The following is a 15,226-nucleotide window of genomic DNA, read 5'->3' on the forward strand; positions in this document are numbered from 1 at the left end:
GGTGTATGGTTTGCTATTAGTTTAAATATAAGGTCTACTAATATAATTAGTAGACCTTATACTTCACTGAATCTCAACTAAATCATATATAAGAATGAAGTTTTTAGAAGAACTATCCACCTGTGTTACGGTAATTGTATTATCTGTTATTTGGCAATTAAATTTAATTTGGTCGTTATTCCGTCCAGAGTCGTCTAATACAATCGGGTGAGGTGTATTTGTTGATACCACGAGTCTAATGCTGATATTATTTATAATTTTATTACTTACCGGTGATTCAAAATACACAGGATCTCCACTAATTAAAAATATCGCAACAGGGATAAACCCTATTCTACTTCCTGAGTTTATAGTAAAACTTATATCACTAATAGACAGATTATCAAATCTTCCCAAATATTTAAAACGTGTATTATTTGATATAGGCTCAATTTTACTGTCCACATACTTCTTATTAACGGCATCCGTGTCCCCTTCCGGAACCGGCACGCCCTTAATAGTCTTTCCGGGCATCATCGTAATATCGCCTGTCATAGTCCCGCCAGTTAAATCCAATTTGCCTTTTAACTGGTCGTCCACATATTTCTTTGTCGTAGCGTCGTCGTTATCCGTCGGCGTACCGACCTCAATCGGCACTTTCGCACTTCCTGTACTATTAGTAACCATAGCGTGCTGTCCTTCAATATTTGGTACAATCCTGTTACCAGTAGTAGACTGCCTAATACTACCACCAACCGGCAGCTCTAATACCCCATTATTCATTTTAATACCATTGCCAGCCTGGATAGCACCTTCAATTACCTGCTCAGATTCTCCCGTCAGCTTGACGTATTTATTGGGAATATCGTTAAGCGTATTTTCGGCACTTTCAATCCGAGCGTCAAGACTACTTTGCTCAGTCTCAAGAGTCTCAATTTTAGCGTCCTGAGTAGTGTCCTTCTGTTTGACACTGGCTAAATCGTTCGTGAAATCGTCCAATTTGGTTTGTTCACTACCCTGAGTTTTTCCGATTTGGTCAACTGTCTCGTTCAGCGTGGTGTACTGCTCCGTCAGGGTGCTAATACTAGCGTCACTTTCGGCTTTCTTATCATCGACATATTTCTTGGTAGCCGCATCGTCATTTTCGGTAGGTTCATGTCCGAGTTTGAGTTGTCCTGTAACGGTTCCTCCCGTTTCTTTATTTAGATACTTTTGGTCATTTTCTGTCTTGTCCTGAGAGATTTGGCCCTCTAATGTCGTTTGTACTTTTCCAGCTTCCTGCTGAGCGATATTTCTAGCCTGTTCCTCAGTGATTCCCTCAGATTCACCACCAGAGGCATTAAGTGTTCCATCCTCAGCGATGGTTAAGTTCTGTCCTACTTTGATAAGACCCAGCTCACTGGCAGACGCAATTTTGAGGTTTAATGTCCCGTCCTCTTCGATATTTATGTTTGTGCCCTGTTTGATACCGCCCAATACGCTCTGACTAGCGACAGGCACTTCGGGCTTTGGAAGAGTGGATTGGTCAACGCTCAAAACGCCATCTACTGTCACCTTCAAACCTGTCCCGACCTGTACGGTTCCGACCCGCTCTGTCGTAGCAACAGGGATATCAATCAGTCCAGATTTGGCCATACTATCAACTTTTTCAGCAATCTTGTCAGGTAACTCAGCTTCGGCCTGCTCAAATTCCTGATTAAACTGGTTAATAGCGGCGTCGATTCTGGTATCCAGAGCAGTGTCCTTCGTCTCCCGTGCGGTTCTCTCCGCATTAAGAGCGTTCTGGATGTTGCTATCGGCAGCGGTTCTTTCCTCCACTTCTCTGTCGAGTTGTTTCTGGATATTCTGCTCGGCAGTTTTCGCTCTATTAGCTTCATCAGTTTCAGCTTTAGTAGCGCGAGTAGTTTCGGCGGTAATACGAGCAGACAGATTAGCTTCCTGCTGAGTAGCACGACGGTTTTCCTGCTCAATGAGGCTCTGGAGATTGTCCTCTGCCTGAGTGGCCCGTTTCTGCTCTGCCTGTTCGGTGGCTTCGGCTCTGCTTGTCTCCTGTTCGATTTTAGTTTGTAACGCCGCTTCCTGTTCGGTCGCTCTCGTTTCCTCCGCTTGTTCCGCCGCTTCAGCCCGATTTTTCTCCTTTTCTACTTCGTCATCAATCTTCTTGTCCAGTCTAGCCTCTTCGGCTTCGGCCCTATCCTTTTCGGCTGTAATCTTCTCATTCAGGTCCTGTTCAACTCTGTCAATATCGGCCTCAATCTCGGCAATCTTATCATCAACTTCATTGAATTTCTCGTCGTGAGAATCGAGCCTATGCGTAATGCTAGAGATATCATTCCCAATACGTCCCAGATTCTGAATCGTATTAGCAACCTCACCCATCCAGTCATTACGCCAGCCACAAGGGAAAGGGCGCTTAGTGACGACGAAATACATGCTATTAGTGGGAATCTTCCAGTCGGTAGGAGCGGCAGGCATTTTACCCATAAACTCCAGACCAGGATTTACGGTGCTCGTAATAACGGCAGTAGTCACTCCGCTATTCTTGAGGATTTCCGCAATCGCAGAGGGAGAACACCCGGGAGTATCGAAATTCCCGGCAATAAGGAACACTCTATCTCCGGTGGGTTTCCAGCCGATTACGGTCATAGCGGATTTGTACACATTAGACTGAGCATTTTCGTCGATAACGTCATTGACGATAAGAGGGCTAATCAAGCCAATGGAATTTACGACCCCATTCTGCTTGAGAACGTTCACCTCTGTACTTGCATCAAAGACGCCCAGACTTCCGTCCCATCTAATGCCCAGGATTTTATCCTGTCCACCCGGGACAATTCCGCTCATGTCAGTATTGATAGGATTCCCGCCAATCATAGCGGTGCCTTTCCATTTTGCGTCCTGCGTAGCGGTCATAATAACCTGAGCGCTGGTCAAATAAGAAACGTCCTCAATACTCTGGGTCAGTCCGCTATTAGTGGTGTTATTATATGCTGGAACCTGCTGGACTAGAATGGGCCTACCTGCCTTGTCTCTTGCCTTAATAGTAACAAGAGTATAAGGGCTTCCGTCCCTCTCAGAATATCCCTGCTCGATTTTGACCTCTTCCGGGTCGTAATACACGTCGTTAGAGCGAGCGGCCTCGATGGTCTTATTCATAGCGTCATAGCAATTAGCTTGAATCTGGTTCCATCTATGAATACATTCGTTCGTCCTATTGACTACATTTGCCATCTGCTCTTGGAGGTTAAATCCGGGAACAAAGGCAATCGGCGGGATATACGGAGGCAGAGGACCGGCAGGAGGTTCGGGGCAAGGTTGGGCCGGGTCAGGACCGAACATACCGGGTACATAAGGGTTATTTCCTTTCATGTCCATTTAGACACCTCCATATTAGTTAGGTCTATTAAATCTAGATTTGATAAAGTCCTCAAACGTCATAATTTAATAAACCTCCATAAAGTTTTCACGCAAATCCTTAATAATCATTTCGTCGATATTAAGGAACGTATCTCGGAACGCTTTTACTAAATCGGAACTACTAATGCCACTAAATCCTTCAACTGTAGTGTCCTCGTTTGTTTCTTTATTGTCGTTATGGGTTTCTTTGCTTGTATGATAATCACTTGTAAGGTCATTAGACGTCCCTTTATTAAAGGTGGTGTCAACTCCGGTCTCGTCAGATTTGGTCACTTCATGTCCTATACCGTTATCTGTTTTGCTTTCATCTAATGTATCTTTTTCTGTCCAGTCAGTTTTGGTCAGGTCAGATACCGTCAGGTCGCGGTCGGTATCTTCCTGCACATTTTTCTCGTCTGTAATGGTGTCGTCATTTGTGGTAGTAGTTTTCTCAGTACCACCATCTGTTGTATTGTCCTTATAGTCCGTTTTCTCTGTTCCATTAGCCTTTGTTGTACTTGATTCCGTATCGGTTTTATAATCAGTCAGGTAGTCGAGCCTTACATACTCATGTCCCTGCTCGTTAATAGCTTTCTGGGGTGTATCGGAGTGTGTATGGGTCTGGCTATCCGTAACTGTCGTCTCAGCGGTAGTGGTCTTATTTCCACTACCCTCTTTGTCCACAGTTTTGCCAAATTCCACTGTCTTGGTTTCCTTCTTATCATTGTGGACATTATCCGTGGTATCAGTAACCACGCCTGTGCTCTCCTGCTCTGTCCTCTTCTCGTCTCGGCTCTCCTGGCCAGACTTGTCGAGGGTAGAAGAGTGATGCATAGTATCGTCCTGAGTAGTATTTCTTTCGGCTTCTCTGCTCAGGTCGTTAGTGGTTCTTCCACTATTGACGAAATCTCGGAGTGCTTTACCCAAGGAGGTTCTGTCCGTATTAGCCAGCTTCACTAGCTTATCATAAGAGTGCGCATTAGTAACCATCCTGTGAGTAAGCAGAGGATTGATTTTAATTAGCTCGCTCTTATACAGTTGGTTGTAATAAGGCATAATCCGTTCCAACTGGGCGTTGATATAAACCTTAAATCTGTCCGGAGAATCGCAACAGATTTGGTTAAAGAAGTAAGTGTGAATAATCTTCTGGCAGAGAATTTCCTTATGAGCAGGAATCTCAGTATCCCACCAATCACCGAACGGAGAATCGAAGGGGTCAAAACCGCTGTTAATCAGCTCGTATAAAGTAGGAGTATAATTCTTACTCGCTACCATTGGCATTAGCATTTTGTACACCCTCCTTTGTAGAGTTAGTAGCTTCGCCGTGTGGAGCACCTGTGTATTGGAGATAATACTGCTCCAGTCTCTCGTCGGTAAATTCCTCCAACTGATTAGCTTCAACAGTGATATTAGTGTGATATAATGAATTTATCTGACGACACGCTATCCTTCGGCACTCTAAATTAGCTTGCATACCATGACGGGTTGGATTAGCTTCACCTTCGCTCTCAGAGACAATCATTCTTTCACGTTTTTCTGTAAACTGGTTTTGGATACCAAGGGCATTGAACATTTGGTTCAGGTAGTTTTTAACGTTTGCCCACATTTCAGACAACATAGGTTGAACGTTGAAATTGAGAACCTCCAAACCTTTTCCATCACCTAGGAATTTAGAAGTTAAAACCACGATATCATTATCTCGCACGTTTTTGACTGCGTTAATAATGCTCTGTTTTTCCTTCTCTTCACATTTAACAGCGAACGGTCTTTTAATCGTCTCTGTATGAACGTCAATGGCTCTAAGGGCATTTGCGATTTTGGCCGCATAGGTAAAGATGATATAGCTGTCAGGACTCATGGTCCAGTTGGACCGGATAAGGACAGAATCATCAAGACCATACTCATACCAATAATTAAAAGACCTAGCATATCTCTTGGTACTTTCATAATAGATATTATAATCTCCTGTCAATTCTACTGGTGTGTGAATTAAGCCCAATCCCTTGCTGGATTTATCCTCAAAGAATAGACACTTTCCATAGAATAATAACGTCATTTCCAATGCTCGCTCATTACAGGTTTTAGGAAGGTTACGCCATTTGAAACGGGAAAGAGCGATATTCGTGCATCGGTTTACGATTTCCATGAATAGCTGCTGATTAAGGACTTGACTTGTAGCTTCAATTCCAGCAGGTACTACGACGTTTGGTAAGCCGTTCCAGAAACTCAAATTATCCATTTAATCACCCCTTGTTACTGCTAGGATTAGAATAATCACCGATTGTATCGGAACTATTCCAGAACGTAATACCGTTGTTCAGAAGGTCCTCAATAGCTATGCGATAAATGAATGGGATATTTCCTTCGATATTTGCTTTTGCACATTTGACGTAATTCCAGTGTGGCCTGAGATGTTCAACTGGGTTTCCTAGACGCATGGTTTTATAGCCGAACATAGTGAAGTAATTGTCGATAGCTTTCATGTAGGACGGGAAAGCCATATAGGTAGCCACGTCATAATTGAAGTTATCGAAAGCGGCGGCAATGTTGGCATTAGTTAACTGAGTTGCTCCGCCCATCATAGTACCGTGTTTTCGAGCTTCTCCAATACTCTCGAAATCGCTGGCAATACTAGAAGCACTTCTGGCCGCTGAGCCGATAGACCTTGTGGTGTTTCCTAGTGCGATAGTTTGGGCTTCCGCAGTTGGGCTTGTTAAAGCGTCCATACCATTGAAATAAACTCCACCAATACCAGCGGCAAGACCAACTGCTCCACTACCGATACGAAATGCGGTAGCCAGCATATGAACACTAGACCATTCTGCATACTTATTTCCAACCCAGGCACATTGCGGAAAATCGGTGATTTTGAAAGCATACAATTTGGTGTTACCTGTTCCGGCATAAGAATTTGGATAAACTAAAATGCCTGGATTACCATTAGCGAATTTAGCTTCCTGAGTAAACTCGAAATTGTTATTCATTAACTCGGGTTTAAAGAAAGCTGTCTCACCTGCCATGCTCTCAATAGCGATTAAACAGAATTGAGAAGAGAAGCATTTAGCGTTATTGTATTCGCTTTCATTCCAGGGTTTATCATATGTGAATGTAATCGTCTCTTCATTATATGCCTGTCTAGGCACCATCTGGACATCCACGATATTGTCCAAACTAGACTGAGCACTTCCAGCAACATATTTTAAATAGGTATTAACTAAATCTGCACTACCAAAAGCATGGACATTTAATCCACTATAAATATTGTCTTGAATATCACCTTCAAAATCTGGTATAACCTCGCCTTGTGTTTTGTACGGGTCACGAACTGCAATAAGCATATCTCCTAGTGTGTAATCTGCTTTATGCGTTCTATATTCCAGATTTGCGTTGAAATCCTCCGGCAATCCCATGTTCTCAAAATTTGGGTCATTTCCGTTCCAATCCTGATAAACGTGTTCACGCTCAATTAGCGACATAGAATGTTCCCAGTTAATATCACCACAGAACGTCAGGAATGGGTCAAGCTGGAAGTAAATCCATGTACACTCGGGGTTTACGAATTTAATACCAGTGACGTTTCCAAAGTATACTCTATCAGGCTCGAATTGGACGTTTCTCCAGAGGATTAAATCGACGTCAATACACTGATTATAATTTAACTCGACTGCGATATATTGTCTTTCGTCTGCTCTCTGATAGGAGTATCGGTGAAGCTCCCTGAAAAGATATTTACCACACCATGTTGCGGCTTCCTGATTAGCCGTAACAAATGGTTTATTGTGGTCGTCTACTCCTGTATTCTTACAAAGATATACAGTAGTATTTGGCATATAAAGGTCTACCATCGTGCGCTCCTTTCTATAAAAGTAACGGGGCGGTTTCCCGCCCCATTAGATTACGCGGGAGACTTGATAGCTACGCAGTTATAGAACGGAGCCAGGGAGAAGGTATCCCACGCATGATAGTAATACTGCCAGTTAAGAGCAGAGGGATTATAGAACTCCGCAAACTTTCTCAGTTTCTCGCTAATGTAGAAAGCCTTCTTATCGGCCAGAACAGCCAGGGTGTTTTCGCTGGCGAAATCGTCAACAATAATCTGACGAGCCAGATAGTCGGTATAGCTGATATTAAATGCGGCGCTCAGAACCTCGACACCAACATTAGCGGCAACATCGGCTCTAATAAGGATAATCTGGTCCTCCATCTTAGTCCAGGTAGTGCGGTCAGTGGTTCCGCCCATTTTCTTGTAGGGATTATACTTAATAGACGGGAAAGTGAACTGCATGGAAAGATTTCGCAGAGCGACCTGGAAAGCGCGGCCGGTAGTGGCATCGACAGGAGCGGCGGCTTCAATCGTCACCAATTTGTCACCTGTAATAGCGTCAGAAACGAGCTGCTTGGTGTACTTGAACTCGTCAATCGTATTAGCGTTGTACAGGCTGTCAACAATCTGACCGATAAAGGCTTCCAGATTAGCCCAGGAAACGAACGCCTGAGAAAGCTGGTCATTGTTGATAGTGACAGAGTATTTGCTCTGACGATTCATACGATACCAGGCGGCGACGGAATCAGGCTTGTGCATTTTGAGCAAATCAGCCATACCGGTTTCAGTGCCGTCATAATCCTGCTCTTTCGCGGGGTTAGTGTGGACTTCCTCCACGTCCATGCCCAAAGGCATCGCCTCTTTACGCAGAATCTGAAGCGGATTCTCCCAAATCGCACGGCGCACAATAGTAGCCACGATTTTGTTCATAAGGGTGTTCAGAAAAGCATTGGCATTAGCGGAGTAGGTAATGATAGGATTTCCTACGTCCTGCAAATTAGCGATAGTGGCGACAGGAACACTAGCCTGATAGGCAGCTCCAGCACTCTCTCTAACTGCATTGAGCATTTCAGGGGTAGCAATAGGTTTATTTGCCATTTGGATTGTCCTCCTTAAAATATTCCTCCATAAACTGCTCGCAATTCATGGGCGGTTTGTCTGCGCCATTTGGCGTGTTCTGGGGCGGTTGGTTTTGCTGGGGTTCACCGATACGGAGAAATAGATTCATATTGGCCTCTTTTAGACGTGTATTTTCTGCTTGCGTATCTTCTAGGTTCTTATTAGAAGTGGCAAGGGTTCCGATAGAGTTTTCAAAAGTGGTCTGCATATCTGCCAGGATTGTAGTTAGCGTTGCCTGGTCGCCGTTTGCGTCAATAATAGCTTGACTAAAATTTCGGTATCCTTCTTGAGTAAATTCGTATGGCATTTTACTGACCTCCTATATAAATTATTAGAAAGATAAGGTATACGACGAACATAAATAGTATGGGAATGACAGTATTACATTTCAAAGAAATGATACCGGCAACGGCTAGTGCAAATAGATAAATCACAAGTATTCCACTCATAGGTTCCTCCTTAATACGTCATACAACTTATTTTTGGTGGACTGGCCTACAAACCGCATATTGCCGTTAGCAAAACAATCGAAAACTAGCGGTAATACCGTAGTTGTTCTTGCGAGCTGAGTTTGCTGATTATGGTCATCTAATGTAAGAGCATATTTAAACCGACAAGTTGGGTCAACAGTTTCGGCCGCATACATAAGCCCGGTTTCAGAATCACAGAAAATTCCGAGTTGATTCGACTGGATAGATAGAGTACAGAGATAGTGTGCGTTCTTTGGTAGGCTTTTAACAATGAAAGTATCTGTATCCAGGAGGAACTCATTATCCATATTGTATGCACCGTATCTTGTGCCATCTATTAAGCGGCCAAATCTGGTGTTTCTAACATGGTCTGAATATTCCTGATTTTTAATCAGCTCAATAGAAATATCTTTTGTCAGCTTTTTAGTCTGGCCGGGTTCCAGCGAAACGTTAAAGTAAATGAAATAGGGATTAGCAAAACTGATTGCATTAGATAAGAATAAAACAGGAATATCTCTATCACGAGAAATTGTGGAATAGCAATCCAGGAAAGTAGTAACTTCATTTGGAAGATATCTAATCATTCCTGTATTGATTATAAACTCGTCGAATATAAGTAGCGTTACATTTGGGAAAGGAATTGACTTTAACTGCTGAGATTTAGAAAGAGGCATATACCATCCGGCAATTTCTTTGTCAATACGGAATAAACCTCGGTCTGCACTAAACTCAATGTCAGGAAACTCTTTTTTAATATCGTCAAAGAAGTTTCGCATTTGAGAAGCAGGCATTTCAGTCTCATAACGGCGGAGATAAACAAACTGTTCACCTTTATCTATGAAGTTTCTAATAGCAACCTTTTTCGCTCCATAGGATTTGCCGTTTCCACGAGGGCCAAGAACAAAATTAAAGAGACGATTACGGGATAATGTCTGATAGGGGTCATAGTACATTCCCATATTATCGCCTCCTTTAAGTTAAAAGAATTGGTGGGTATTAAGTCCCTGATTGTCTCATGAGTTCCGCTCACCTTTCGCCCCATTAGCCGACTCTTCGCCGGGGAGAATCTAATAAGGGTAGACAGCAAAAACAAAACCCCACCTATAAAGGGTAGATTTGGGGTTAGTGTTGCATGTGCGGGTACAACTTTGTGTTAAAAATTTAACAAATGGAATTTACATATCCTGGAAGCGCACACACGGGGCCGTGGTTGTTAAAATTTAACAAACCGGACAGGCCACCACCCCTTGTTAAAAATTTAACAATCTCAGGGTAACATAATAGCCCCAGCCGAAACTGGAGCTATTATGAATAATGAATTTCTTTAATTTTAAAGGTCGTCTCTTTTAATATAACTCCGCCAGGAACAATAGTTGGCATTAGCTTACCATAAAACTCCTGGCCCTCTACGAAATCCTCTTCCTTTACTGTATCTTTAATATTTTGCGGCATACCTGCGCATTTAATATTCATCTCCTCTTTGCCGTCATTTTCAAAAATCTCTAGATACGTCTTTTGGCGTATAAATTTTGCCCGTTTAAAACGCTCCTCAATTTTAAATGCTCCTAAACGGAAATCATCCACATCTATTCCCGGAACCGGTTCTAATCCGTTTACATGTAGTGAATCTGTATCGGCATATATGAAGCGTTTTCCACACTTCTGAGCGGCTCTAATTATTTTATCTCTTGCATAAGAGGTTATGAATGTAGCTATTGGAAGATATCCGCCTGTTCTTGGTTCCTCCTCTGTTAGCTTGTATTTTACTTTATCTGTTTCATCGTCTAAATACGGAATCTTTGAACACCCACTTCTGCGAGCACCAAATTTTCCGTATAGAGAATTGAGAAATAGCTTTGCCGTGTGCTTCATGCCTTTATTGCCTTGCCTTGCGGATTCTTCTTTAATATGATACCAGTAGTCTATATACTCATCGAAAATGCCATGTTTAGCTTTGAACATATAACCGTCTGTAAATTCAATTACATTTACATCGTAATGCTCAAAGAATAATTCAAGGTCTACATTTGTTAGAGTAAGGAATGTAGGTTCAACTGAATATTCCAGGTATTCATTATCTGCATAAATACTATTTTTAATTTGAATAGTTGGAATATATCCTGGCTTCACTTTAAACTCGCATAATAGCCTCTGAACATAAAGAGGATATTCAGGCTCCTCCTTATATTCACCTCTAAACCAGACTGGTCTATCATAGGGTAATAGGCAGTATTTCATGGCCCAGGGATACATTGAATTAACGTCATAAACACAGCCCTCTCCAACCGCTTTATTACGATATATTGGATTTAGATAAGTGAAGCCGCCTTTATATGAACGGCGAATAAAATCGTCTGTAATAAGCGACATTGTATCGTCACCAAAATCACGCTTATATGCTTTTGGTCCATAGCGCTGTTTAAAATCGTATAAAGCATTTGACGCGGTAGTAAGTTTAGTTAGACCTTGCCCATTTATCATATAAGCAAGGCTTTTAGCTAGAATAATAACGTCATTTCCTAGATAGGCTTTTTCATGCTCGGTCAATACATGGCCTATTTCCCGTTCACTGGTATAGTCCAAATCTAGCTTTTTCTCGGATAGCCCGAAAGTTTTCGGCATATCCTCAATTTTCATTGTAATTAGTTTAAGGGAATCTATTATGCGAACTTCGGTTCCATTGTCAAAACAAATTGCAATGGAATACCATGCACCCATATCTGAAATTAAAGTGGAGAATGTATTTATATATAATGATTTTCCTGTTGTATGCTTGAAACCATTCCTTAATAAATAGTCTACTATAAAGGCTCCGTCAAACTTTAGATTGTGGAAATAATATTTTGCTTCGTGATTAGACATGAAATCCATTATCGTGTCAATGCTGTTTCCAGTAATGACATTTTCTGGGTCGGTAATATCGGCTATTCCCCACGCCCATACACGACAATCATCCGGATTAGTAGTAGTCTCAAAATCGCAGGCATATATTATCCTGCTTTTTGTCCTACTTGACTTGCCCGTTGCCAGGCCGCCTCCAGACTGGATAATCTACTTATTAGATTTTCAGCATAAGGACCAGACCGTATTTCTCCAGATGTACCTTCATTATAAATAAGGTAGCTAATCTGCTCAGGGGTGGCGCTATTTATCATAGCCTTAATATTCTCGATTTGCTGTCGCTCTACATCAGTTAATGGCTCCGCATAAAGAAGAGCAGAACTTTCGGTAAACTTTTTCAAATAATTTTGACGCCATAATTCTGTTCTATATACGCTCGTTAAATCGGTAGCAGACAAATCAGCAATATTGGTTCCTCTAGTACGGATAATATCGGCAATTTGCATGGGCTGTAATTCCTCTAATAACCTGGGGTCATAATACTTCTGTCCAGCAATGGCCGCTTTTCGCATTTTAGCACGTTGATAATTTTCTCTGCGTAATTCAGATTCTAATGCCTCCCGTTGCGCTCTAAACATTATATTTGTAGGCGTACCAAATTCCGGGTCAATATCGTAGACTAAACTTGTTCCACCCGGTTTAGCAAAACTCTCTAATCTGTTAATTGTCCGATTCAATTCTTGCAAATTGCGCGTTTTATATAGGATATTTGGAACCGTTGTAATAGTAGCTAATTCGTCAATATCAAACGTGCCGAAACCTGCTTGTTCTCTGGCCGCACTAACAGCTCTATTATATTTATTAACAGCCGCTTCTAATTGACGGATTTTTCTTTGGGATGGTCTATACGTTGATGGTGTGTTTCTATCAATATTCTTATTTCGAGGCATAACAGAAAACCTCCTTATAAAATAATAGGGGCGAGCCGTAAAGCCCGCCCCATTAGTCGGGTTAAATGACCGACAGAGTAAGGGTGCTTCCCCTCTTGGTCTTAATCTGTTTGACCACCACAGTAAGCGGCTCGTCAGGCGAGAAGTGAAGAGTGCCGAAAACGCTCTGAATAGTCAGGACAGAATTATAAATGCCAGAAGAAGTAGCGTCAAAAGACCGACCTTCCTTGTCAATCAGAATCGTCCGAACAGCGTCCTCCACCTCGCCTGTTCTCTCATTTACCAGCTCGACGTGTGCAAGCACTACGTCTACCACGTCGATAGACTGGTTAATGACGGAGCCGATTTTCTCATCGGGAGAATTGAAGGCATTGTACAACTTGATTTTGTCCTCTTTAGAAATGGGCTCAAAGGAAGCATACCGAGCGTTTTCAATGGACTTGACGTTAGAGGGAGTAACCTGAGCGATAGCAGTTTCATTTTTAGCCATTTTAATAATCTCCTTTTAATGTTTAATAGTTGATATGAAAACAAGTGGGCGGATATTTGCGTGGACGCCCATCCACGTACCAATTCCAGCTGGATGGTTTTTATAGAGGTTTTCCACCACCTCGAAAGTAGAACTTTGGACTCACCTTCTTTCAATTTAATATACTACTCATTATCTGACGTTTCCTTAGCTGACTTTTCCTTTTCTTTCCTGATACGCTTCTTATAGTTGTTATTAAACATAATCATGTAAATATAGCAGAACCATCCAAAAGCTAAAGCTAAACCAGCGGTCGCTAATATGAAGAAAACCAATTCAAATAAAAGTAGCATATTCTATCACCTCGAAACCTTTATAAATATAAAATGTTGTTATATTGTTTGATAATAGGTTTTCAAAATGGGTTATTACACTTTCAAAATAGGAGCGGTCTACTAATGCGCAGAGTTTACTGGATTTACGCCCAGGAATACCATTCCAGATAGCAACGTGCATACCCTCAAAATCATCCGTATTGATACGGAGGAAAGAGGCGTCCGGAAAAGCGGCTATAATAGCTTGCTGCTTTTCGGTCAATCGTACATGAGACAGCATTTAAGACCTCCTTAAAATCTCTTTATTGATATGGTCTGCATACTTCAAAAGAAATCGGTTGATATCATTGACGAATAGATTATCTACTTCCTGGCCGCAATCATCGCAATGACAATCGAGGTGATAGGAGTAGACCTTTCTGCGCTGTTTCAGTACCTCCCTATAATTAAGGGAGATATGGAACGATTTCCGTGTTCCACAGGTCGGACAATAAGTGATGTTTCTAATAGTCATTTTTAATACCCTCCAATTTGCTCCATTTATGTTTGGCGTGTGTTTGTTGCTCTTTACTAGTTGGTCTAACTACGATTCTTGAGTGGTTTATAAATTTCTTAAATCGCGGGTCAAAAACAGATATACACTTGATTACATTATTCATGCCTCTGTTAATAACCCGTGAAACGGTTCCTTTAGATACGCCATATTTAATGCCTATATCCTCCATATACATATAGTTGTTGAAATACTCGTAAATATAGGCACGTTGAAGGGGTGTACAATATGTTTCAATAGCTCGCTTTATGTACGTTTCTAATTGCTCGCCCAAATATGGGTCCTCTGCTTCTATGAATTTCTTAAAAGCGTATTGGTCGAATAAATAATTCCGCTCATTATACGGATTTCGGATATTCTTTCTATCTCCTTTCGGCTTCGACATATTTCCGCCTCTCAATCCGTACAATACACTCATCTAAAACGAACCGCCTAGAAAGCACTCGCCAGTGGGTGAAATCACCGGGTTCAAAATCGTCATACCAATGAAGATAACCAATTAAATCATTAGCACGAGTAAGAAGTCTGATTTTAGAAACCGTCAAATACAATTTACAGGATTTAATCATATTCACGATATCTATTAAATCGGCTCCAGCGTTTACGTAAAAGATACAGGTGCTGTTATCGTTATTGAAGAATTTGTGCTCGACTGTAGCATGGGCATATTCGGATAAGATATCCTTGCGATTTTCAGGCGTAATAGCAATCTTTACTTGAAGCGCCGTGTCGTGATTGATGATATAGACGTGTTCTATATCATTTGGAAGTTGAGTTAATGCGTTTAATAGCTTCATGGTCAACACCTCCGGATTTTTCTAACAGGTAATTAACTCGCTTTATGTAATCAGGCTCCAACTTACGGCCGCACCCATTACAATAACACTCTATGCGATAATCGCAAACCATTTTTGTACCCTTACGTTTAAGTTTGGAAATAATGCCAATAGTAAAAGTGGAAAAGTCTTGACAGGTTTTGCAGAACCAAATATTATTGTATATCATCAGTTTTCACCTCTATTAGCAGATTCTTTTATGAGACCAGAGAAAAAGTTACAATCGTTGACAACACCTTCAGAATTTTCACCTATAACTACATCCTCAACATTTTGTGAACAGGTGTGACAAGGACCTGCCAAATCGCACAGGAATTTAGCGATTGTAAAAGAATCGTCAGAAGTGATTCTAATATCAATGTAGTATTTGTGATAGTTATTAGTAGCAAAAAGTTTCTTTCCATAGTCGTGGTCTACAATGGTGAATAGGGGGCGGCGGACATGGGCGGGGGAGG

The 15,226-nt window shown here is 41.6% G+C and carries 12 protein-coding genes; all 12 read right to left on the reverse strand.

Features of this window, described 5'->3' with window-relative positions; all coding sequences use genetic code 11:
• Positions 1–63: 63 nt before the first annotated feature.
• The gene (locus tag Q0Z93_RS06755) at positions 64–3,135 is read right to left on the reverse strand and encodes a hypothetical protein (protein ID WP_298064095.1); all 3,072 of its coding nucleotides are present in this window, start codon (positions 3,133–3,135) and stop codon (positions 64–66) included.
• A 285-nt stretch (positions 3,136–3,420) separates the two neighbouring features.
• Positions 3,421–4,650 carry a hypothetical protein gene (locus tag Q0Z93_RS06760; protein WP_298064097.1) on the reverse strand — a complete coding sequence of 410 codons (1,230 nt, stop codon included), beginning with the start codon at positions 4,648–4,650 and terminating at the stop codon, positions 3,421–3,423.
• The gene (locus tag Q0Z93_RS06765) at positions 4,637–5,614 is read right to left on the reverse strand and encodes a hypothetical protein (RefSeq protein WP_298064099.1); all 978 of its coding nucleotides are present in this window, start codon (positions 5,612–5,614) and stop codon (positions 4,637–4,639) included. Before Q0Z93_RS06765 ends, Q0Z93_RS06760 begins: the two co-directional genes overlap by 14 nt.
• Before the next feature lie 4 nt (positions 5,615–5,618).
• On the reverse strand, positions 5,619–7,220 hold the full coding sequence (locus Q0Z93_RS06770) for a hypothetical protein (RefSeq protein ID WP_298064101.1): 1,602 nt from the start codon (positions 7,218–7,220) through the stop codon (positions 5,619–5,621).
• A gap of 50 nt (positions 7,221–7,270) precedes the next feature.
• Positions 7,271–8,296, reverse strand: a complete 1,026-nt coding sequence (locus Q0Z93_RS06775; RefSeq protein ID WP_298064103.1) for a hypothetical protein — start codon at positions 8,294–8,296, stop codon at positions 7,271–7,273.
• A complete protein-coding gene (locus tag Q0Z93_RS06780) occupies positions 8,286–8,624 on the reverse strand; it encodes a hypothetical protein (RefSeq protein WP_298064106.1) in 339 nt (112 codons plus the stop codon). Before Q0Z93_RS06780 ends, Q0Z93_RS06775 begins: the two co-directional genes overlap by 11 nt.
• Before the next feature lie 138 nt (positions 8,625–8,762).
• Entirely contained in the window at positions 8,763–9,746 is a 984-nt protein-coding gene (locus tag Q0Z93_RS06785) for a phage DNA encapsidation protein (RefSeq protein ID WP_298064107.1), read from the reverse strand.
• Positions 9,747–10,092: 346 nt separating this feature from the next.
• Positions 10,093–11,658: a DNA polymerase gene (locus Q0Z93_RS06790; protein WP_298064109.1), complete on the reverse strand. Its 1,566-nt coding sequence runs from the start codon at positions 11,656–11,658 to the stop codon at positions 10,093–10,095.
• 119 nt (positions 11,659–11,777) lie between these two features.
• Positions 11,778–12,578 (reverse strand): hypothetical protein, encoded by an 801-nt coding sequence (locus Q0Z93_RS06795; RefSeq protein WP_298064110.1) that lies wholly within the window; start codon positions 12,576–12,578, stop codon positions 11,778–11,780.
• A gap of 61 nt (positions 12,579–12,639) precedes the next feature.
• Complete coding sequence (locus Q0Z93_RS06800) at positions 12,640–13,068, reverse strand: hypothetical protein (RefSeq protein WP_298064112.1); 429 nt, start codon at positions 13,066–13,068, stop codon at positions 12,640–12,642.
• 1,229 nt (positions 13,069–14,297) lie between these two features.
• Positions 14,298–14,732 carry a hypothetical protein gene (locus tag Q0Z93_RS06805; RefSeq protein WP_298064114.1) on the reverse strand — a complete coding sequence of 145 codons (435 nt, stop codon included), beginning with the start codon at positions 14,730–14,732 and terminating at the stop codon, positions 14,298–14,300.
• Positions 14,733–14,939: 207 nt separating this feature from the next.
• A partial coding sequence (locus Q0Z93_RS06810; protein WP_298064116.1) for a hypothetical protein occupies positions 14,940–15,226 on the reverse strand: 287 nt, incomplete at its 5' end.

Origin of the sequence: uncultured Rikenella sp. (assembly GCF_947628055.1) — a bacterium.
In the GTDB taxonomy this organism is placed as follows: domain Bacteria; phylum Bacteroidota; class Bacteroidia; order Bacteroidales; family Rikenellaceae; genus Rikenella.

Bases quoted from the DNA above. Each gene is read 5' to 3' on its own strand.
- Q0Z93_RS06755 (WP_298064095.1), bottom strand. From the start codon at position 3,135: ATGAATAAGACCATCGAGGCCGCTCGCTCTAACGACGTGTATTACGAC.
- Q0Z93_RS06760 (WP_298064097.1), bottom strand. From the start codon at position 4,650: ATGGTAGCGAGTAAGAATTATACTCCTACTTTATACGAGCTGATTAAC.
- Q0Z93_RS06765 (WP_298064099.1), bottom strand. From the start codon at position 5,614: ATGGATAATTTGAGTTTCTGGAACGGCTTACCAAACGTCGTAGTACCT.
- Q0Z93_RS06770 (WP_298064101.1), bottom strand. From the start codon at position 7,220: ATGGTAGACCTTTATATGCCAAATACTACTGTATATCTTTGTAAGAAT.
- Q0Z93_RS06775 (WP_298064103.1), bottom strand. From the start codon at position 8,296: ATGGCAAATAAACCTATTGCTACCCCTGAAATGCTCAATGCAGTTAGA.
- Q0Z93_RS06780 (WP_298064106.1), bottom strand. From the start codon at position 8,624: ATGCCATACGAATTTACTCAAGAAGGATACCGAAATTTTAGTCAAGCT.
- Q0Z93_RS06785 (WP_298064107.1), bottom strand. From the start codon at position 9,746: ATGGGAATGTACTATGACCCCTATCAGACATTATCCCGTAATCGTCTC.
- Q0Z93_RS06790 (WP_298064109.1), bottom strand. From the start codon at position 11,658: ATGGATTTCATGTCTAATCACGAAGCAAAATATTATTTCCACAATCTA.
- Q0Z93_RS06795 (WP_298064110.1), bottom strand. From the start codon at position 12,578: ATGCCTCGAAATAAGAATATTGATAGAAACACACCATCAACGTATAGA.
- Q0Z93_RS06800 (WP_298064112.1), bottom strand. From the start codon at position 13,068: ATGGCTAAAAATGAAACTGCTATCGCTCAGGTTACTCCCTCTAACGTC.
- Q0Z93_RS06805 (WP_298064114.1), bottom strand. From the start codon at position 14,732: ATGAAGCTATTAAACGCATTAACTCAACTTCCAAATGATATAGAACAC.